Source organism: Gilvimarinus sp. DA14, from assembly GCF_024204685.1.
GTDB lineage: Bacteria > Pseudomonadota > Gammaproteobacteria > Pseudomonadales > Cellvibrionaceae > Gilvimarinus.
In genome coordinates, this window is record NZ_CP100350.1 from 1,133,516 (window position 1) to 1,153,663 (window position 20,148).

Here is a 20,148-nt window from a genome sequence, read left to right on the forward strand (position 1 = left end):
AGCTCATGAAAGTTATCTCGTTTAATATCAACAGTATCCGTTCACGTCTGCATCAGCTGCAGGCCATTATCGACAAATACCAGCCGGACTTTATCGGCCTACAGGAAACCAAAGTCGCTGACGAACAATTCCCCGTTGCCGACGTAGAAGCAATGGGTTATCACTTGGCTTTTCACGGACAAAAGACTCACTATGGTGTGGCACTGATGTCCAAACACCCGTTTATCAAAACGGTAAAAGGGTTCCCCGCAGACACCGAGGAATCGCAAAAGCGATTTATTGGTGGCCTGTTCGATGTACCCGGTTTTGGCGAAGTGTATGTATATAACGGCTACTTTCCCCAAGGTGAAAGCCGCGACCACCCTCTGAAGTTTCCCGCCAAAGAAAAGTACTACGCCGACTTAAACCGACTGCTGGAACAGGATCACAGTGCCGACACACCGCTAATTATGATGGGCGATATGAACATCTCCCACCAGGACATCGACATCGGCATTGGCGAAGACAACCGCAAGCGCTGGCTGCGAACCGGCAAGTGCAGCTTTTTACCAGAAGAACGTGAGTGGCTTAACACCTTGCTGGAGTGGGGGCTGGAGGACACCTACAGAGCGATCCATCCAGCCAAAGACGACACTTTCAGCTGGTTTGACTATCGCTCGCGCGGCTTTGAGCGCGACCCCAAGCGCGGCCTGCGCATCGATTTAATTTTAGCGAGCCGCGCGCTGGCCCCTAAATGTATTGATGCGGGAATCGACTACGAACTACGCGGCATGGAAAAGCCCTCGGACCACTGCCCGATCTGGTCAGAATTTAAAGCCTAAAGATCAACATCAAACGCCGCCGAGATATAGCGAAGGCTGACTTCGCTATATCTCTAACTTTTTGCCGTGGCCGATAAATCCAACCAGCGCTGCAAACGACCTTCTAACGCTTCATAACGCAAAGGTTTGGCTAACTGATCGTCAAAACCTGCGGTGAACAGTTCGCTAATCTGCTCCTCGGTCAATGCCGGGATCATCGCAATCACAGGTACGCGACGCCGACTGTTGGTGGCTTTTTCATGCTCGCGAATATTCTGCACCGCGCGCACGCCCGAGTCCTCCGGCAACTCACTGTCAAGCAGCACTAGGTCAAAGCGCTCCTTTTCCAGAATGGCCACCGCCTCCGGCCCCGAGCTCACCAACTGAACATAGCAGCCGAGTTTTTTCAGCATACCCGAGGCCACCATTTGGTTGACCCTGTGATCTTCCACCACCAGTACCCGGGCGACCCCCGGACCGTCGCTAACCGGCACTACCGGGTCGACCTGTGCGCTCACGGGCTCTACTTCACAGCTGGCACAAAGCAAGCGCTGGCAAAGCGCCTCGTACAGCTGTTTGTACATAATGGGCTTTTCTAAGCAGCTTACCTGGGTATAGCGCGTTAAATGCTCCTGCACCTCCTCGGTATCGCGCTGCAGCACACTCATCGCAATGACCTGACGCAACTCGGCGGTGGACTCTTCGGTAGCCAACTCTTTGGACAGCGCCAGCGCGTTAAAACTATTAAGACGGTTGTAGATCAGTACCAAATCAATGGGCTCGCCCTCGTCAGTACAGGTTTTCAACCGGCTAACCGCCTGTTCGTAGCCATAAACCGTCTGCCCGTATACACCCCAGTTACCTAGCTCATCGACCAGGTTTAGCGCGACCCGATCGGGCAAATCCACCAGCAGCACACGTTTACCGCGCAGCTTTTGATCGGCACCCAATGGCTTGCCGTGATGACTGATGGTTTGCAGTTGCACGTTGATCACCAAACGATTGCCACCAGAGGGGGCTTTCAACAGATGCACGCTGCCGCCCATGCACTCGGCCAGGCCTTTACTGATTGACAGCCCAATCCCCACCCGGCCGGTCTGCTCTGCTTCGGACAAACGCGTTTCGTCCATCTCAGCTTTGGCTTCATCGGTACGGTGGTAATGACTGTCAGCAATCACAATTTGCAGCTCGCCGCCATCACTGCGACTATCGCCATACGTGACTTCAACAAATACGTTGCCGGTCACCGAGAACTTAATCGCATGCCCCAGCAAGGTCGCTGTAATTTGGCGCAAACGGGCAGCGTCGCCCCTAACCCGGGCGGGCAAATCGGCGTCCAGCAAGTAGTTCAGCTCTACCCCCTGCTGATGAGCCTCGGAAGAAAAATCACGCACCAGCTTCGCCACCAAGCGACGCAGATCAAACACCGATTCGTCCAGCTCAAGGGACTTGGTGGTGATCTTGGAAAAGTCCACCACATTGTTTACCAAATCCAGCTGCCGCTCACCTGCCTTAGAAGCCATTTTCAGCAAGTCGCGCTGACGATCGGACAAATCAGCTTCATCGACCAGCGATAGGGTGCCCAGAATGTCATTGAGCGAGGCGCGAAACTCATGGCCGAGGTTAATTAAGAATTCGTTTTTTAGCTCAATAGCGGCGCGAGAACTCTTTTGCTCGTGCTCTAACCCCCGGGCGCGCTCATGCAATACATGGTTGGCTTCCAGGCGATCCCAGTAACCGGCCCCGGTCACCTTTGCCTGATGCACCAACATCATATAAAACAACACCATAATCGCCGCATACAAATAGCCGTCCACCGTTGCCAGCAACATGGCCGTAACCGCAGCGGGAATCATGCCGATAAACAAATAGGTTTTGAGAAAGCGTATATACGGGGCGAATACATTGGCCACAGAAGAATAAAACACCACCGTGTAAAGCCACATTAGTAGTGTTTCTTCGCGCATCCCCAGCACCCATGTCAGGCTAACCAGGATAACGCTCCACCAAATAGCCCCCAAAAAAGAGGCGAGGAAATACTGGGTCCGCCAGCGTTTGGGCGCGCGAGCGTAAAGCGCCTCAAAGCGAAACAAGTAGTAACTGCGCAGCAAGGTAACCAGCAGCAGACCGGTTACCAACACCACCGCAAGGTTCGTCTCCCGATAAAAAAAGTCACCAAATGCCAAGCTTAGGACGAACACCAGGAAATTCAGCAACAAGCCGCGACGACTGTACTTCGCCACTCGAGCATCGGTGTCGTGCATCACCTGGCGATCTTTCTGCACTTTAGAGGTAGGAACAAACAGGTCAAACATAGTTGCGCCTCAACGGCTATTTCATCATCACTTCGACCAGTACGGTCTTGATTAGAAAACCCAGCAACCCCAAGCCCAGGGCCAAAAATAGAATAAAGGTACCAAACCGGCCCGCCTTGGACTTTTTCGCCAGGTCCCAGACAATAAACACCATAAATGCGATCAGGCCACCGATACCCAGTACCAGCGACCAGTTTTCAAACTGCTCAAAAGACATTATAAAACCCGATTGGGAAAGCGCTGCTCAATGGCCGGTATTGTAACCAAGTTACCCCCCAACCGCATCTTGATCAAAATCCCCTGCCCGAGTTGAAAAAATTGGCATAAACTAATACTCGCCCCCATCTCTGAGGGGCATTTAACCTGTGGATTAGCTGACAGAGGGTATCCCATGAAACGTCTTATTCCCTGCGCCGGTTTGACTGCTCTTTTGTGCCTGGGCGCCTGTAGCCCGGAGGGCGAGCCGGATTCCGAATTGGAGCAATCGGCCAAACAGACTTACGAGAGCGCCAAACAAACCGCCCAAGCCGCCGCCAGCGCTGCCGCCGACAAGGCTCGCGAACTGGGAGAACAGGCTGACGACTTGGCCGATAAAACAGCCGATGCCGCTGGCGAAGCCTGGGAAGACACCAAAGACGCCACTGCTGAAGGCGCCGAGAAAGTCAAAGAAATGAGTAAGGACGGCTGGGAAAAAACCAAAGATGCCAGCCAGGATGCCGCCGACTCGATTGACGAAGCGCTGGAATAGCCTTTACAACATAAAGACACTTAATCCCAGCCGCTGGCGATTTGGTCATCGGCGGCTTTGGCCTGCACCCAGGCGACAGCGCCACTACGGCGATGCTCTTTTTTCCAAAAAGGCGCCGAGGTTTTTAACTTATCGATCAGAAACCTAGCCCCTTGGAAAGCCTGGTCGCGATGTGCAGCCGCCACTGTCACCAGAACAATTTGCTCCCCGGCGGCGATTCTTCCCACCCGGTGAATTACCCGTGCCGAGTGCAGCGGCCAACGCTCACATGCCTCTTCTACGAGCGCTTGCAGCGCCGCCTGCGTCATCGCCGGGTAGTGTTCAAGCTCTAGCGCAACAACAGGATCAGCAGCGTGGTCCGGCCGCACCCGCCCAACAAACTGCACTACGCCACCGGCTTCGGGCGCCGCCGCCAACAGCGCCTGGTATTCTCCAGAAAGATCAAAATCCTCATTCTGAACACTCACAAACAGCACAGGGTTCAACCTCCCGTCACCGGAGGAAAAATCGCCACTTCGTCACCATCGGCAATACTGGCCCCAGGTTTCACCATTTGCTGATTAACAGCTACCAACACCTTGGTTTCGGCAATGGCCGACTGCCAGTGCGGCCCCCGCCCCTGAAGCTTTTGCAGTAAATCAGCCACTGTCACCTCGTCTGTAGGGGGCAGATCGAGCTTCAACTCATCGCAGCCCAAGGACTCTCTGAGTTGAGCAAAAAACAACACCCGAATCACGTTTCCTCCCGTACATAGTGACCGCGCCGGCCACCGGATTTCTCGATTAAACACACACCTTCAACAACCATTGCCATATCCAAAGCTTTGCACATATCGATGATGGTCAGGGCTGCCACACTGGCGGCGGTCAAAGCCTCCATTTCCACGCCCGTGCGCCCGGCAAGCTTGCAGTAGGTTTCGATATTCACCGCACTTTTATCTGAGTCTAAGGCAAAATCTACAGCCACCTTTGACAAGGCTAAAGGATGGCACAAGGGAATAAGATCACTGCATTTTTTTGCCGCCTGAATGCCGGCGATGCGCGCAGTAGCCAGTACATCACCTTTTTTAAGCGCGTTAGTTTCAATCGCCTGTAAAGTGGCCCGCGACATCAACACACGGGCCTGAGCACGAGCTTCGCGGGTTGTGACCGGCTTATCGGAAACATCCACCATGCTGGCAGCGCCGCTGCTATCACAATGTGTTAGAGTCATTGATACTCACCTTCTTCTGCGGAGGACTTTATGCAATTACATCTTGTGAAAGAGCGCTGGCCAGCGCAATTCCCCGAACGTATCCAGCTGTACTCCATGAACACTCCCAATGGCATAAAGGTGGCCCTTGCTTTGGAAGAAATGAATCTTGCCTACGAGCCTCACACCATAAACATTCTAGAAGGTGAGCAACACGACGAGGCGTTTAAAGTCATCAATCCCAACAGCAAGATCCCTGCGCTCATCGACCCCAAGGGGCCCGATTACCACTCAATCAGCTTGATGGAATCCTGCGCCATTTTGAAATACCTGGGAGAAAAAACCGGCGACTACATACCGCTGGACAAAGCCGGTAAAAGTGCTTGCGACCAGTGGCTATTCTTTCAGGCCGGTCATATCGGCCCCATGTTTGGGCAATTCGGACACTTTTATAAATACGCCACCGACCAGTGCGACCACCCTTACCCGCTGGAACGCTATCGCCAAGAAACCAGACGTCTGTTAGCGGTACTGGAAAAACACCTAAGCCGCCACGAGTATATGCTGGGCGAAAGTTACAGCATAGTGGACATGGCTATTGTTCCTTGGGTGGACTGCCTAACCAGATTTTACGATGCTGGCGAAGCCTTGCAACTGGCCGAGTTTAACTCCGTCAACCTCTGGCAAGGCACCTGCACCAAGCGCCCGGCCTACCACCGGGCGCTTGAGGTCTGTTCGCCCTAGAGAGCACCCCGTTTAAAAGTTATACACCAGATTGATGTAAGTCGTGGTATCTGTGCCCTCTTTGTCATCGGCCACGTCTGTGTCGTGATTTACGGTATAGCCTACTTTCATCTGCATGCGATCGCTGATTTTAGTGCTCAACGAGGTATCACTCAGGTAGCGGGTATTGGCGTCGGCGGCTTCTGCAGCGAGCTGTTGATTAAATGTGGCATTTTCGGTGATGCGCCAGTTAAGCTCACCGGCGACACGTACCATAAAGCCTTCCTCGCTGACGATGATATCGTTTGCTTCGTCTTCGACTTTATCGCCCCAAAAATAACCTGGGCCAATCTCGCCATCCAGAGTCAGGGTATCGTTATTAATAAAGCGAGCACCGTAACCTAATGAGACCACGGTGTAATCACGGTAAGAACCGAATTCATCGTGGGTGTGAGAGGCAAAGCCAAACAGGCTGCTGAATTCATCATCGAAGAGGTAAGACGATTTCGCCGAACCAAAATATTTCTCAGCGGTAGTCTCGGTAACTTCAACACCTGAGTCTTTTTCAATCTGATCTTCTTTGTAAAGCACCGAGGCAACAAACTCATTTTTCCAATTTTGCAGGTTTTGAGTCGCGTCAATTCGACCGTTTACCGAAGTAGTTTCGGTATTACCACTGGTGCTGATAGCCCCCAACTCAGCGGCCACCTCCCAAGTTTGAACTTCGGCAGCGTCCTCTTCCTGAGCCATAACGCCAGTAGCGCTGGCAAGTAATACAGCGGCTGCAGCACTGGTGTATAACGTTTTCATAGCCTCTCCTTACATCGACGGTTTCGTTGAGCGCCATTATACACGCCACAGGGCAGCATTTAAGGTGCGATCCACACGCAAGTGTGGCCTGGGCCACAAGTACTAATTTTGTCCCCGATTGACAATTAAGGCTAAAATACGCGGCCAATTCACCCGTCGAGAGAATAGCCGCTCAGTGCAGCCAGCAAATACCACAGCCCCAATTAATCGACGCTTCACCTGCGCCCCGATGATGGATTGGAGTGATCGCCATTGTAGATACTTCTGGCGCTTGCTCAGCGAGAACGCGGTGCTCTATACCGAAATGGTGACCACAGGTGCAATAATTCACGGCGATCGCGAGCGGTTTTTACGCTTTCATCCGACCGAACAACCGCTGGCCCTGCAATTAGGTGGCTCGGATGCCAATGCCCTGGCCGAATGTGCCGCTCTGGCTGAACAGTGGGGCTATAACGAGATCAATCTCAACTGTGGCTGCCCATCGGACCGCGTGCAAAATGGCAGAATAGGCGCCTGCCTGATGGCCGAGCCGGAGCTCGTGAGAGACTGCATGAGCGCCATGATTGAGCGGGTGAAAATACCAGTTACCATCAAGCATCGTATCGGCATCGACGATATGGACGACTACGACGGCTTAATTAAATTCGTCGATACTGTCGCGCAAAGTGGCTGCAATACTTTTATTATTCACGCGCGCAAAGCCTGGCTCCAAGGCCTGAGCCCCAAGCAAAACCGGGATATTCCGCCTCTCGACTACGAACTGGTCGCCCGCATCAAGCGCGAGCGCCCTCACTTGGAAATTATTATAAACGGTGGTATCACTCACCTGGAGCAGTGTGAAACCCTGCTGCAAGAAGTAGATGGCGTAATGCTGGGCCGTGAAATTTACGCCAACCCCTATCTGTTAGCGGGAGTGGACCAGGCTATTTATGGCAGCAATAAGCCAAAACCCAGCCGTCGCCAGATCATGGAACAGTTTATGCCCTATCTGGAGGCCGAGCTGGCGCGCGGGACCCGCCTCAACCAAATGACCCGGCACATTCTCGGCCTCTATCAGGGACTGCCCGGTGCGCGACAATTTAGGCGCATCATCAGTGAACAAGCCCACAAAAAAGGTGCGGGTTTAGAGGTGGTCAGTCGGGCCCTCGCCGCAGTCGAAAGCGGCCGTTCTGCTTTGCCCCACTGTCAATAGCGTTTACAATAGCGCCTCTGAGGTTTTGGGGTAACAGCGGCCGCCCTCGCGGGACGTAATCACGGCCATAAGGCACCCCAGCAGGGTCTGGCAACAGGCCCACTCGCCGGGCGCAAACAAAGATGCTCCACCCAGAGAGCAACCGGAACGGCCGCACGCTAGTAGTACGTAAATACACTATTTAGGAGCCAAATTGTGAGTACCAAACTCGAACAACTCAAGCAAATGACCGATGTGGTAGCTGATACCGGCGACATCGAAGCGATCAAACTGTACAAACCACAAGACGCCACTACCAACCCGTCATTGCTGCTAAAAGCCGCCCAACTGCCAGGCTATAAATCTCTGCTGGACGCCTGCATCGCCGCCGCAGCCAAAGAGGGTGGCAGTTCCGACGAACAGCTCAAGTACGCCTGTGACCATCTGGCAGTGGCCATCGGTTGCGAAATCCTGAAACTGGTTCCCGGTCGTATCTCTACCGAAGTAGACGCACGCCTGAGCTTTGACACCAACGCCAGCATCGACAAGGCGCACCACCTGATCGATTTATACCAACAAAACGGTATCGACAAATCTCGCGTACTGATCAAGCTGGCCTCTACCTGGGAAGGCATCCGCGCCGCCGAACAGCTGGAAAAAGAAGGCATTAACTGTAACCTGACCCTGCTGTTTGGCTTTAACCAGGCTGCCGCCTGTGCCGATGCTGGCGTATTCCTGATCTCGCCTTTTGTGGGCCGCATCCTCGACTGGTACAAAAAAGCCACCGGCGAAGACTATACTGCCGAAACCGATCCAGGCGTGAAATCAGTGCGTCACATCTACAATTACTACAAGCAGCACAACTACGAGACAGTGGTTATGGGTGCAAGCTTCCGCAACACCGGTGAAATCGAAGCGCTGGCGGGTTGCGATCGTTTAACCATCAGCCCACAGCTGCTGAAAGAGCTGGACGAGGATACCGGTTCACTTGAGCGCGTATTGTCACCCAGCAACACTGGCGAGAGCATCGATAAGCTGATCGATACCGAAAGCTCGTTCCGCTTTGGCATGAACGACGATGCCATGGCCACCGAGAAACTGGCTGAGGGCATCCGCAACTTTGCCGTCGATCAGGTTAAGCTTGAAGACCTGCTGAAAGAGCTGGCCAGTGCTTAATCGCATCACCCGCTTTTTCGAGAGCCGTCTGTCGAAGACAGACGGCGACTCAGGTGCTTTTAGCGACGACGAAAGGCAGATGACAGCCGCGGCCCTGCTGATGGAAGTAGCGGCTAGCGACAGGGTTTTTGATGACGCTGAACTGGCTGCGTTTAAAAAGATTCTCGCCGACGTTTATAAGCTCTCAAACGATGAAGTAAACGAACTGCAAAGCCGCGCCGAACAGCGCCAGCAGGACGCCACCTCGTTATTTCAATTCACCCAGTTGGTAAACGACCATTTCTCGCACGAGGAAAAGTTTGTTCTGGTGAAATCCATGTGGCAAATTGCTTACGCGGATGGTGATTTGGACAAATACGAAGAGAGCTTGATACGCCGTGTGGCAGAGCTGATTTACCTTTCGCACACAGATTTTCTCGTGGCCCGTAATCAAGCCCGGGAAAATTCACCGGCTTAAAAACTGGCTATACCTGAGAGCGCGACCGCCTACTGGTCGCCTTCGAGCATATTCACCAAGTCTGTGAAAGTTTCTTTGTTCTCGCGATTGAGCCCCATTAGAATTCGGTGGGCTTCAATGACTTTTGTTTTCAGAATATCTTCATCATCTGGCTGCTCCTCGCTTAATGGCTCAGCATCAGGCACAGGCTCCTGCAGCTCATCCACAATGGTAAAAATATCCGCAAAACCCATGGTCTCTAGAATTCGATTAATACTCGGATTGGTAGAATAGATAACCGGGCGGGAGCTGGCGCGCTGCTCCCCCAGAATAGATATCTTTGCCATTAAACCCAGAGTGGTACTGTCAATGGCCTCTGCCTCCGACAAATCAAAAAGCACACCACCAAAGTCTCCCCGGGCAAACATATCATCGATAAACTGATCGAAAGAAATACACAGCGTCAGGCGCACATCACCCAACATTTTAATCACAAACACACCAGCGTGATCGGCAACCAGAATCTGGCCAGGTCGCATGCTCAATAACCTCGGGTAATGGTCAAAATTGCGATATCGTCCGGCGTGTCACTCACTTCCTGCACGGCCAGAGCGTCGCAGACGGTCTGTAAATTCTGCGCCTTTTGCGCCATTAATGCCAGCAAATCCCGCTCTTTTTCCTGCAACGTGCTGGCCTTTAATATCTCTAGCACTCCATCGGAAAAACACACCAAAGAAAACTTCTCGGGCAGCTGACATTCATGCACTTGCCAGCTAACTTCTTTAAAAATACCCACAGGTTTACCGCTGCCTAACAAAAACTCAGCCTTGCCGTCGGTAACCAGAATCGGCATAGGCAAGTGCCCAGCCACCACGTAGCGCATTTGTCCTGTATGGGTGTCGATAACACCGACAAAAAACGTTAGATGATGATTTAGACTGGTTTCATTAATCTCGCGGTTAATACTGGTCAACATTTCGCTGGCGCCAGTTTCGAAGGACTCAGCTGTACTAAACAGCCCCTCCTCACGCACCATCCGACTGACTAAATGCTTAAGCCAAATCGTCACAAATGCCGAAGAAGCCCCATGCCCGGAAACGTCTGCCAGATAAAAAGCCAAATAGCGGCGCCCAACGTGTGCATAGTCAACGAAATCACCGCTAAGATAAAGCGAGGGCGCAATATGGTGAGCTATAGAGTAACCTTCAGCGGTCACCTGTGGTTTGGGCAGTAAGCGCCTTTGAACCTGGCGGCCGGCCACCTGATCGCGCTCCAAAACCCGCAAATTTTCACGCAGCCCCTTATTCGCACTCTCGAGCTTTTCACGATACTTCTTGTTTTGCGCCAACAAGTCGCGCCGCTCCAGCGCTTTTTCCACCGAATGCACTAAGACTTCCATATCCACGATGGGTTTTATCAGATAGTCGCTGGCCCCCAGGCGCAACGCAGACACCACGTCGCTCATTACGCCGGCACCGGAAATAACAATTACAGGGATTTCACTGGAAATATCGTGCAGATTTTTCAATACCGCCAAACCGTCCATCGACGGCATGCGTAAATCGGTGATGACCAAGTCCACACCACCAGCAGCGTACAACTCAAGCCCCGCAGGACCATCGTTAGCCTCCAGCACACGGTAACCACTATCCTCAAGAAATGCAGTAATACTGTGCCTTACCGGCTTGTCATCATCGATTATGAGCAGCGTGCGGCTGGTATCGTTCATTACTCTACCTGTGGAGCCAAACAGCGGGAACCCGCTGGCGTAATGGCGCCTAACAGTACTCCCTTATCTGCCCGCGCGCAAGCCTGTGGTATTGCAAACCGTTCGCTGCTACTCTTTACGATAACGAATAAAAACAGGTGTCGAGTATGGGTATTTCAGATCAATCCTACGAAGAAAAACGTGATTTTATCCGTATGAAAATTGACGCTCCGCTACAGGCGCGCCTGACAGGAGATGCAGGGACTTATACTGGCACCTGCACAGAATTAAGCGGTGGCGGCATGCAGGTCGTGCTGGACACAGCACTGCAAGAAGGCTCGGAGTGGGAAGTAGACATTAGCTCAGAACACGGCCACAGCCCACAGCTACGCGCCATCGTTAAAGTGGTGAGAGTTCAGGCCGATGGCAAAGACTACCCTACAGGGCTGCAAATTATTGACGTAATCAACTAGCCGTTGCGACGCTTAGCTACAACTGGGTTAAAGCGTCGCTAAAAATCATCAAAGTCGTCCAAATCACCGCCAAAGTCATCTTCGACTTCGCCGTCATTGATCAAATATTCCCGCCGCTGCAAATAAATATCGCGAAACAGCACATACTTATCTGCACCGATATCCTGCTCCAGATTGAGCAAGCGCGAACGAGTATCCATCAGCTCAAACACTTTAATTTCGTAGCTGGTTTGGGTGTGGCCAATGTAAGTTTTGGGGTCGGTGACCCAGTCCACTGGAGTGGCAGCCGCATCGCGTAAAGTCCGAGGTCCGAACACCGGCAACACCAGATAGGGACCATCAGCCACGCCCCATTTCGCCAGAGTCTGGCCAAAATCCTCGCCGTCGGAACGCGGCAACCCCATATGGGTGGCGACATCGAAGACTCCAGCCACACCAAGGGTCGAATTAATCAAGAAACGGCCACTGTCCTTGCCCGCCTGTACAAACTTAGCCTGGAGCAAATCATTAAAGACATTGCGCACTTCAAGAATATTGAAAAACACATTACTTACTCCCTGGCGCACGGGAGCCGGGGTGACCTTTACGTAACCTTTAGCGACGGGCTTAAGCACATATGTATCCGCCGCATCATTAAAGGCGAACATGGCGCGGTTAAAGTCTTCCCAAGGGTCCCTAGCATCGGACGCCTGAGCGAAAGCGCTGAATAAAAGCGCCGCTGTAAGTAGGATTCGAGATACGGAATTCAAGGAAATCATCCTGTAGTCCAAAAGGAAGTAGCATCTGGCTCTCCCGCCAGATGAACGATTGTTCAGATTTTACCGAATTTCCAGTTCCGACACAATCTACCGGGCCGTAGAAGGGTTACAATCCGCAGCGAAACACCATAAGCAATAACGGCGCGCCCTCGCTGTCGGCCTGATAAGCCTCACTCACCAGCTCCGCAACTGCTGGGCTACAACGTTTAGCAGCCTGACTCACCAGTTGATAGCGCTGCTGCAGTAAACTCAAGGCGTCTCCTGCGGTCTGGGCTCGCAGCACAATATTAGCCTCGCTACCGCCCGGCGACTCAATCTCAGTTTGCGATGGTTGCGCAGCCGTTTCGGCCTTGGGCTGAGCGGCTTTGCTACGAGAACCCAAGTTTGCCAGCCAGCCATTGATGCCCCGGTCACTGTAATCGCACTCTGCCATGCGATTAACCGCATCGTTCGACTCAATCATGTCCACCGCCGGTTCGCAGTCAGCCTCTGTCGCGAAAACGGCGGCACACCACAGCAAGCTCACGATCGTCACAAGCGCGGACAAGTGTGTACGGGACAACATTAAAACTTCAACTCCATACCCACGCCCAGATAGTCGTCGTCACGAATAACATCATCTTGGTTGCGAGTGTAGTACACGAAGGTGCGGGTACGCTTATCAAACTTGTAATCGCCGCCGATGCTGAAAGACTCGCGCCCCTCTATTTTGATATCCGACTCACCATACTGAGTTTTAAACACCCACTTGTCGGTGATATTCCATTGCGCCGAGGCAAAATACCCGTTGCCCTCATTCTCCTGCTGTTCATATTTCTCCCAGGCGCCGCCAAGCATCACCGGCCCGAGGGTGTAAGCCCCCACCAAACGCCATGTTTTCTGGCCAGTAACATTCTCTTCTATATTACTGTCCATGGCCGCCGCAACGTAAAAGGCGCCCTGGTCGTAAGCCAGAGACGTAGACCAACCATCGATACCATCAGTCTCTTTGGTCACATAGGCCGCCTTAGCAGTCAGCGGCCCCCAAGATTTTGGGCTGACATACTGAATAACATTCTTACTGCGATTTTCACCGGCAAAAATATTGCGAATATCGCCCTCCATGTCGTTAAACAAGTCCACTTTAGAGGCCGATGTTTTCAATGGAGAATCGTACACACCGCCCATCAAGGTGCCGTAATTTGTCTGTAATCCCAGATAGATATTGCGCTGGGTTAGCGTTTGACCATCCTTATCGCCATCATCAACACTGGTTTCATACTCGAAGCGATAAATCACCAGTACATCTTCGGCGATGGCGTTATCACCCATAAGCCCGATTCTGGACGAGTTGCTCTGTAGCTCCAGCTCTCTATCACCGGCTTCGTCGGCCTGCTGGAAAGCTACATTGGCTTTACCGTATAAAGTTACCGCAACCGACGGTTGCGCAAGAAATGCCAGGGCGCTCAGCCCCCCTAACCAATACCGCATAATTCGCTCCTCTGCCCTTTAACGTGACGCTTTTATGTCTTAAAGATTACATTTTAGTGACATATTTATTACAAGCTCGCGCATCTTGCCGGGCAATTATTTCATTATTGTTACAAAGCGTGTTTTTTTTGCGAAACGGATTAGCAAAAATGTCGCTCTACTCACCACAAAGGATAGTCAGAAATGGAGATTTTTGCCCGCTAGGGGTTATTTGGCCGCCCATAAAATGTCACGGGCCTGAAGATCCAGGAGTAAGTTGCGGGCAAAACTGGCAAGCCCGGCCGGGTCTACGCCGCCCATGTCGGCTGCCAATCGGGCAAGAGCGTCACTGGCGCTGCCAGCGCGCTCTTGCAACAACTTAATAAAGTGAACTGTCGCCGCATTGCTGAGCATAAATTCCACTTGATCGGCGCGATTGCGGTAGACCAGCAAATAGGTGAGTTCGGCAGGCGGGGTCTGTGGCTGATAGCCCGGTCCCAACCGATGGACGGGGTACTGATAACTCAGACACCACAAAAGCTTGGATACTTCAATTCCAGCCGACAGCAAATCATCATGCGGGACTGCCTCTGGTAACGTTTCATCCGCCACGTCCAGGGCCAGCTCCACCCATTCATAATGGGCCAGTTCTAGCAAAAACGGTGGATCTCTCGGGTCCGGCGCGCGCTCGTTTTGCAGATAGGTCAAAAACTCCTGGCTAATCTGCAAAAAGTAGGGGCTTGCGCTTTGATGCCGATCGATAAAATCCCGCACCAACTGGTGCCAATGATCATCCGCCAGTATTTCCCGCAGGACCGGGAAACCTCCGGCAATAAAGCCCTCGATATTGTTGTAAATCAAGTCCCGGTAAATGTCCAAGCGCCGCTCTTCTATCCCTTCGGGGGCGGGATTGCGTACAGGAGCACGTAAATGTGCGGCAAACTGGCGCTGGATCTGGCTCATGCCAGCACACCTTGGCGCTTACTGCGCGTCGCACTGGTATTCTGATACTTACGAATTTGCGCTACCTCATTGAGGAGCTCGGCTACCGGGGGAATATTGAAATCCCGCTCCAATAAAGTGGGCACCGACCCCGCCAGCTGATAAAACCTGTCGAGCAGTTGCCAGGCAGGTGGCTCCACCGCAGCGCCGTGGGTATCCACCCGCAAGTCCTCTGCCTGGTGGTAATGACCGGCAATGTGCGCGTAAGCCACCCGCTCCAGTGGTAACTTGCGCAAGAATTCTTCGGCGTCGTAACCGTGGTTAATGCTGTTGACGATAATGTTATTAACATCCAGCAACAGGCTGCAATCTGCCTCGGCGAGCACCGCGCTTATAAATTCGGCTTCACTCATCTGCTGGCCGGGCGTGCAGTAATAGGAGGCATTTTCCAGCGCTATTCGCTGCCCCAGAATATCCTGTGCCTGTCGAACCCTTTGCGCCACATGGCGCACCGACTCTTCGGTAAAGGGTATGGGTAAGAGGTCGTACAAATGCCCCTGATCACTGCAAAAGCTGAGATGCTCAGAATAACCGCGAATCTTGTGCTCGTTGATAAACGCTTTAACGCGGCGCAACAGCCCGACATCTAACGGGTCTCGCGAGCCGATGGAAAGCGACAATCCGTGACAGACAAAAGGATAGCGTTCGGTATAGCGGCGCAACTGCTTACCCCAGCGGCCCCCAACGTTAATCCAGTTCTCCGGCGCTACTTCCATAAAATCGATCGCCTGAGGCTCGATTTCCTCCAGCGGCTGCAACAGGCTCCGGCGCAGGCCAAGGCCCGCCCCGGATACCGCAAAACGATGCTCACTCATCAGTGGCCGCACGTACCTTCGCCGCACTTACCTTCTTTGTCGGCTTTGGCATCGGCCTTTTCGCCGCCGCACTTGCCTTCACCACATTTTCCCTCTTTATCGGCTTTCTCACCGCCGCACTTGCCTTCGCCGCATTTCCCTTCTTTATCGGCCTTCTCGCCGCCGCACTTGCCTTCGCCGCATTTGCCTTCTTTATCGGCCTTTTCGCCGCCACATTTGCCTTCGCCGCACTTGCCCTCAACGTCGCGCTCAGCAAGTTTGTAGCCGCTTTGCAAAGGCTCTGCAGCAAAAGGATTTTCAGCCGCTGAAACCGCAGGGGCGGCCACAGCCCCGGCAATAAAGGCGGCGCCCACAGCGGCCGCAAGGGGGGATTTAAACGATTTGCTCATAACACCATCTCCATTGATTAACTAACAATTGAACCTACTCACGTACAAGCGGTTCAACTATAGAGGATTTGGCGCAGCAGATGTTACAACCAGATCGCGTTTTACAGCCAAGCTAGGCCGTCGCCTCCTGCCATAATTTGTTAAGACGTTTGCTGGAGACTGGAAATCGCGTTTTCAGCGTCTGCGCAAACAGGGATACCCGAAGCTCCTCTATCCCCCAGCGGTAGCGCTCCAGTAGCGGGTTTTCTCGCAGCAGATACTCACCGTGTTTGCTTAAATAGGCCTCCAAGCGTGCCTGATGGGGTTCGACCTCAGCCATCATCAGGCGATCTTTCTGCACATTGAGCGCGGCTTTCTCCAGGCGTAAATTGATCGCCTCAAGGTAGCGCGGATACTCGGTAAACCACTCGAAGGGCGTGTTAAATACCATTTTGGGGTAAAACAGCGCGTCCAGCTGATGGCTGATATCACCTGCGGCCAGCGCCACGGCCAGGGCATTTTTACTCTGCTTTAACGCTTTTTTGATACTGACAACCTTCGCTAAAGAATCCACCAGTATTGCCTCCAACGCCTGGGCACGCTCCACCAACGCAGGCTTTACCTTGGCCACAGCGGCATTAAATGCTGCATCATCCCTGGGGATTTCACCATCGGGCATTCCCAGCTGGCGCGCCGCTGCCATACAGATATCGTCTACTGCCGCATCGCGCTTGCCAATCTGCACCACAGACAGCCCCAGCTCTTTGCCCTTCATTAAATCTTTTTGGATATACTTCACCGTATCGCGACATTCCAGAAGAATCAGCCGCGCAACTCCGGCGAGGGTTTGATCGTGAGCCTGGCGCGGATCGTCCATGACCTCTAAAGTGGCCGACTCTTTCTTATCCAGTAGCGCCGGATAAGCGCGAATCGATAAACCCTTGCGCTTTAACTCCACGGTCTCCGGCAGCTTTATATCCCAGCGAGTAATGCCCTCGCGGGTCATATCATCGGCGGCATCGCGAATGTTACTCTGTACTTTTTCCCGATAGCGATCTCTCAGGTCTGCCAAATCGCGGCTGGCAGCAATGGTTTTACCGCGATCGTCCACCACTTTAATATTGAAGCGGTAAAAATCTTCCAGTTTGGAGATATCCCAATCCGAGTCTTTCACCTCTACCAGGGTTTGGCGTTTTAACTGATGGGACAGTGCCTCGGTGAGCGGCACATTGTCGGGCGACATCGATGTTAAGGCCTTGTCCACAACATCGGGGACGGGTACAAAGTGTTTGCGAATGGGCTTGGGCAACGCCTTAAGCAGGTCGATGCATTTGTCGCGCAGCATCCCCGGCACCAGCCAATCCAGGCGGTGTTCGGGAAGCTCGTGCAGCAAACTGACTGGCACATTGACACTGACGCCATCGTCTTCGCTGCCAGGGCTGAAGTGGTAGCTGAGGGGAAACTCAATCCCCTGCCACTGCAAGGTAGCCGGAAACTGCGCCTCGGTAATATCCGTTACCGCACGTTGCATCAAGCGCTCGCGCGGAATTTGCAGTAAATCCGGGTGCGCCTTTTCAGCCTCTTTGCGCCAGGCCTCGAAGCCGGCGCGGTTAATCACCTCGGTGGGGATACGCTCGTTGTAAAACTCAAAAATGGTTTCATCCTCGGCGAGAATATCCCGCCGCCTGGATTTGGCCTCTAATGCTTCCAGCTCGTCCACCAGCGCTTTGTTATGGCGATAAAACGGCGGCGGCTTTTGGCCGCGCTTAACATAGCGCCCCTCGACCAGCGCGGCGCGAATAAATACTTCGCGGCATTCGCCAGGATTGATTTGGCTGTAGTTAACCCGCTGACGTTCAACCAGAGTCAGACCGTAAAGTGAGACCTTTTCAAAGGCTTTTACCTGTCCCGAGCGCGGGTCGTAATGGGGTTCAAAATGATTACGCTTCACCAAATGCTGGGCAGCAGCCAGCAGCCATTCGGGCTCCACCTTGCCTACATCCATGGCAAATAGCTGCGAGGTTTCTAGCAGCTGCGCGGCCACCAACCATTTGGGCCGTTTCTTTTGCTGAGACGAGCCGGGAAATATCGCAAACTTACGGTTGCGCGCGCCCAGATACTCGCGCCCCTCATTGTGAAAGCCAATATTACCCAGCAGCCCAGTCACCAAGGCCTGATGAACCTGAGCGTAACCGGCGGGCTCGCGATTAAAACTCAGATTGAGCTTTTTGCAGATTAACTTCAGTTGGCGATGAATATCTCGCCATTCGCGCATGCGCAAAAAGGCCAGATATTCTTTTTTGCACAGTTTGCGCAGCTGGTTTTGTGATAACTCCTGCCGCTGTTGCTCGTAGTAGTTCCACAGGTTTACATAGGCGATAAAATCCGAGTGATCATCCCAGAAGCGGCGGTGCATTTGATCGGCAGCCTGCTGCTTTTCGGCGGGGCGTTCGCGCGGATCCTGAATCGAAAGCGCGCTGACAATAATCAGCACCTCTTCTAACGAGCCGAGTTTATCCGCCGCCAGCAGCATGCGGGCGAGAGTCGGGTCTACCGACAGCTGCGCCAGACGGCGCCCATCTTGGGTAAGTTTGTGTTTTTTATCGACGGCGTGCAGCTCTTGCAGCAACTTAAAACCGTCATTAATCAAACGCGAGTCGGGCGCATCCACAAACGGAAACTGCTGAATATCACCAATGCGCAGCTGTAGCATCTGCAAAATAACCGCCCCTAAATTGGTGCGCAGAATTTCGGCGTCGGTGAATTCGGGGCGACTGAGAAAATCCTCTTCGCTGTACAGGCGCACACAGATACCATCGCTGACTCGTCCGCAGCGACCTTTGCGCTGGTTGGCACTGGCTTGGGAGATAGGCTCAATAGGTAGGCGCTGAACTTTGGTGCGCACACTGTAGCGGCTAATGCGCGCCACGCCGGTATCAATCACATAGCGAATACCCGGTACGGTGATAGACGTTTCGGCCACATTCGTGGCCAGTACAATACGCCGCCCCTTGTGGTTGGAAAACACCCGGGTTTGCTCGGCAAGGCTCAGGCGGGCGTAAAAGGGTAGGACTTCGTAATGGCGCAAATCAGCATGGCGCAAGCGCTTAGCGGTTTCGCGAATTTCCCGCTCGCCGCTTAAAAACACCAAAATATCGCCGCCGCGGCCCTTGCCGGTTTTGCGCTCGTGGCGGTCGATCTCCTCCACCGCATCAATAATGCTCTGGTAAGCGTCGCTGTCTTCTCTGTCACTGTCGACGGGCGGGCGATACCACACCTCTACCGGATAAGTACGGCCCGACACCTCAATCACTGGAGCGTCGTTAAAGTGCTTGGAGAAGCGCTCTACATCGATGGTAGCGGAGGTTATTATCAGCTTTAAATCGCGCCGTTTGGGCAGCAGCTGCTTCAGATACCCCAGTAAAAAATCAATATTAAGGCTCCGCTCGTGCGCCTCATCGATAATGATGGTGTCGTAGCGGTTAAGGTAAGGGTCCTGTTGAATCTCCGCCAACAAGATACCGTCGGTCATCACCTTGATCAGCGTATTGTCGTTCGCCTGTTCGGTAAAACGAACCTGGTAACCGACGGTTTCACCCAGCGGGCTTTTTAACTCTTCCGCCACCCTTGCCGCCACCGTTTGCGCAGCGATTCGACGTGGCTGAGTGTGACCGATCATGCCGCGCACCCCCAGCCCCAACTCAAGACATATTTTGGGTATTTGGGTGGTTTTGCCCGAGCCGGTTTCGCCGGCTAAAACCACCACCTGGTTATCGCGAATCAGCGCGGCGATATCATCACGCTTGGCGCAAACCGGCAAGTTTTGCGGAAATTCAATATCTTTGGGCACTTGTGCGGCGCGCATCTCGGCCCGCTCTTTAGAGGTCTGCCACTCACCTTGCCAGCGCTCCACCATTTGATCTACCGGCTTGCCGTTTTTCTCCCGCGCACGAATATCCTCGGCTTTGCGGCGCAGCCGGTGCACATCGCGCAGTAAAACTTGTGACAGGGGTTGATCCAAATTAACAGGCAAAACGGGCATAGCTACTCCGGCATCGGCCCGGCAACACCCCGGGCCGCGATAAACAGGGTGGCTATTGTACCTCGCTGGCGCCACGAGCCAAATGCCCATATACGGACGGTTATAAGGCGCCATAAAAAAAGGCCCCAAGACCTGCGCCTTGGGGCCGTTTGAGCTATAAACG

22 protein-coding genes are annotated in these 20,148 nt (G+C 53.2%); 7 read left to right on the top strand and 15 right to left on the bottom strand.

Annotated elements, in window-relative coordinates; translation table 11 throughout:
* Positions 1 to 5 precede the first annotated feature (5 nt).
* Entirely contained in the window at positions 6 to 821 is an 816-nt protein-coding gene (gene xthA, locus NHM04_RS04965; RefSeq protein WP_254265936.1) for an exodeoxyribonuclease III, read from the top strand.
* A gap of 53 nt (positions 822 to 874) precedes the next feature.
* Here xthA and NHM04_RS04970 read toward each other — a convergent pair whose 3' ends face one another.
* Both NHM04_RS04970 and NHM04_RS04975 read right to left on the bottom strand, forming a co-directional pair.
* Complete coding sequence (locus NHM04_RS04970; protein ID WP_254265937.1) at positions 875 to 3,115, bottom strand: response regulator; 2,241 nt, start codon at positions 3,113 to 3,115, stop codon at positions 875 to 877.
* Positions 3,116 to 3,131: 16 nt separating this feature from the next.
* Positions 3,132 to 3,332 (bottom strand): DUF2788 domain-containing protein, encoded by a 201-nt coding sequence (locus NHM04_RS04975; protein ID WP_254265938.1) that lies wholly within the window; start codon positions 3,330 to 3,332, stop codon positions 3,132 to 3,134.
* A 174-nt stretch (positions 3,333 to 3,506) separates the two neighbouring features.
* Between NHM04_RS04975 and NHM04_RS04980 the strand changes: the two genes are divergently transcribed.
* Positions 3,507 to 3,863, top strand: coding sequence for a hypothetical protein (locus NHM04_RS04980; protein WP_254265939.1), 357 nt, complete (start codon positions 3,507 to 3,509; stop codon positions 3,861 to 3,863).
* A 20-nt stretch (positions 3,864 to 3,883) separates the two neighbouring features.
* On the opposite strand, the gene NHM04_RS04985 is transcribed toward NHM04_RS04980, so the two are convergent.
* From NHM04_RS04985 to moaC, 3 genes are read right to left on the bottom strand one after another with little or no spacing between them, the layout of a single operon-like run.
* Positions 3,884 to 4,339, bottom strand: coding sequence for a molybdenum cofactor biosynthesis protein MoaE (locus NHM04_RS04985; RefSeq protein ID WP_254265940.1), 456 nt, complete (start codon positions 4,337 to 4,339; stop codon positions 3,884 to 3,886).
* A gap of 5 nt (positions 4,340 to 4,344) precedes the next feature.
* Positions 4,345 to 4,599 (bottom strand): molybdopterin converting factor subunit 1, encoded by a 255-nt coding sequence (gene moaD / locus NHM04_RS04990; protein WP_254265941.1) that lies wholly within the window; start codon positions 4,597 to 4,599, stop codon positions 4,345 to 4,347.
* Entirely contained in the window at positions 4,596 to 5,075 is a 480-nt protein-coding gene (moaC, locus tag NHM04_RS04995) for a cyclic pyranopterin monophosphate synthase MoaC (RefSeq protein WP_254265942.1), read from the bottom strand. Before moaC ends, moaD begins: the two co-directional genes overlap by 4 nt.
* Positions 5,076 to 5,105: 30 nt before the next feature.
* Here moaC and NHM04_RS05000 point away from each other — a divergent pair, with 30 nt between their 5' ends.
* A complete protein-coding gene (locus tag NHM04_RS05000; protein WP_254265943.1) occupies positions 5,106 to 5,798 on the top strand; it encodes a glutathione S-transferase N-terminal domain-containing protein in 693 nt (230 codons plus the stop codon).
* Between the two features lie 12 nt (positions 5,799 to 5,810).
* Here the strand turns inward: NHM04_RS05000 and NHM04_RS05005 are convergent, their stop codons facing one another.
* Positions 5,811 to 6,587 carry a YdiY family protein gene (locus NHM04_RS05005; protein WP_254265944.1) on the bottom strand — a complete coding sequence of 259 codons (777 nt, stop codon included), beginning with the start codon at positions 6,585 to 6,587 and terminating at the stop codon, positions 5,811 to 5,813.
* A gap of 232 nt (positions 6,588 to 6,819) precedes the next feature.
* Here NHM04_RS05005 and dusA point away from each other — a divergent pair, with 232 nt between their 5' ends.
* From dusA to NHM04_RS05020, 3 genes are all read left to right on the top strand, one after another.
* Positions 6,820 to 7,779 carry a tRNA dihydrouridine(20/20a) synthase DusA gene (gene dusA / locus NHM04_RS05010; RefSeq protein WP_254266597.1) on the top strand — a complete coding sequence of 320 codons (960 nt, stop codon included), beginning with the start codon at positions 6,820 to 6,822 and terminating at the stop codon, positions 7,777 to 7,779.
* A gap of 195 nt (positions 7,780 to 7,974) precedes the next feature.
* Complete coding sequence (gene tal / locus NHM04_RS05015) at positions 7,975 to 8,934, top strand: transaldolase (RefSeq protein ID WP_254265945.1); 960 nt, start codon at positions 7,975 to 7,977, stop codon at positions 8,932 to 8,934.
* Positions 8,927 to 9,391, top strand: coding sequence for a TerB family tellurite resistance protein (locus NHM04_RS05020; RefSeq protein ID WP_254265946.1), 465 nt, complete (start codon positions 8,927 to 8,929; stop codon positions 9,389 to 9,391). Before tal ends, NHM04_RS05020 begins: the two co-directional genes overlap by 8 nt.
* A gap of 29 nt (positions 9,392 to 9,420) precedes the next feature.
* Here the strand turns inward: NHM04_RS05020 and NHM04_RS05025 are convergent, their stop codons facing one another.
* Positions 9,421 to 9,909 (bottom strand): STAS domain-containing protein, encoded by a 489-nt coding sequence (locus NHM04_RS05025; protein ID WP_254265947.1) that lies wholly within the window; start codon positions 9,907 to 9,909, stop codon positions 9,421 to 9,423.
* 2 nt (positions 9,910 to 9,911) lie between these two features.
* Positions 9,912 to 11,099, bottom strand: coding sequence for a SpoIIE family protein phosphatase (locus tag NHM04_RS05030; protein WP_254265948.1), 1,188 nt, complete (start codon positions 11,097 to 11,099; stop codon positions 9,912 to 9,914).
* 146 nt (positions 11,100 to 11,245) lie between these two features.
* On the opposite strand from NHM04_RS05030, the gene NHM04_RS05035 reads away from it, so the two are divergent.
* The gene (locus tag NHM04_RS05035; RefSeq protein ID WP_254265949.1) at positions 11,246 to 11,551 is read left to right on the top strand and encodes a PilZ domain-containing protein; all 306 of its coding nucleotides are present in this window, start codon (positions 11,246 to 11,248) and stop codon (positions 11,549 to 11,551) included.
* Positions 11,552 to 11,589: 38 nt separating this feature from the next.
* Here NHM04_RS05035 and NHM04_RS05040 read toward each other — a convergent pair whose 3' ends face one another.
* The 7 genes from NHM04_RS05040 to hrpA form a co-directional block, all read right to left on the bottom strand.
* On the bottom strand, positions 11,590 to 12,300 hold the full coding sequence (locus NHM04_RS05040; RefSeq protein WP_371872582.1) for a VacJ family lipoprotein: 711 nt from the start codon (positions 12,298 to 12,300) through the stop codon (positions 11,590 to 11,592).
* A gap of 115 nt (positions 12,301 to 12,415) precedes the next feature.
* Positions 12,416 to 12,874, bottom strand: coding sequence for a hypothetical protein (locus NHM04_RS05045; protein ID WP_254265951.1), 459 nt, complete (start codon positions 12,872 to 12,874; stop codon positions 12,416 to 12,418).
* Positions 12,874 to 13,779 (bottom strand): porin, encoded by a 906-nt coding sequence (locus tag NHM04_RS05050; protein WP_254265952.1) that lies wholly within the window; start codon positions 13,777 to 13,779, stop codon positions 12,874 to 12,876. Before NHM04_RS05050 ends, NHM04_RS05045 begins: the two co-directional genes overlap by 1 nt.
* A gap of 207 nt (positions 13,780 to 13,986) precedes the next feature.
* Positions 13,987 to 14,721, bottom strand: coding sequence for a DUF2063 domain-containing protein (locus NHM04_RS05055; protein WP_254265953.1), 735 nt, complete (start codon positions 14,719 to 14,721; stop codon positions 13,987 to 13,989).
* Complete coding sequence (locus tag NHM04_RS05060) at positions 14,718 to 15,575, bottom strand: DUF692 domain-containing protein (protein ID WP_254265954.1); 858 nt, start codon at positions 15,573 to 15,575, stop codon at positions 14,718 to 14,720. Before NHM04_RS05060 ends, NHM04_RS05055 begins: the two co-directional genes overlap by 4 nt.
* Positions 15,575 to 15,964, bottom strand: a complete 390-nt coding sequence (locus NHM04_RS05065) for a hypothetical protein (RefSeq protein WP_254265955.1) — start codon at positions 15,962 to 15,964, stop codon at positions 15,575 to 15,577. Before NHM04_RS05065 ends, NHM04_RS05060 begins: the two co-directional genes overlap by 1 nt.
* Positions 15,965 to 16,076: 112 nt before the next feature.
* The gene (gene hrpA, locus NHM04_RS05070) at positions 16,077 to 19,985 is read right to left on the bottom strand and encodes an ATP-dependent RNA helicase HrpA (protein WP_254265956.1); all 3,909 of its coding nucleotides are present in this window, start codon (positions 19,983 to 19,985) and stop codon (positions 16,077 to 16,079) included.
* Positions 19,986 to 20,148: the final 163 nt, after the last annotated feature.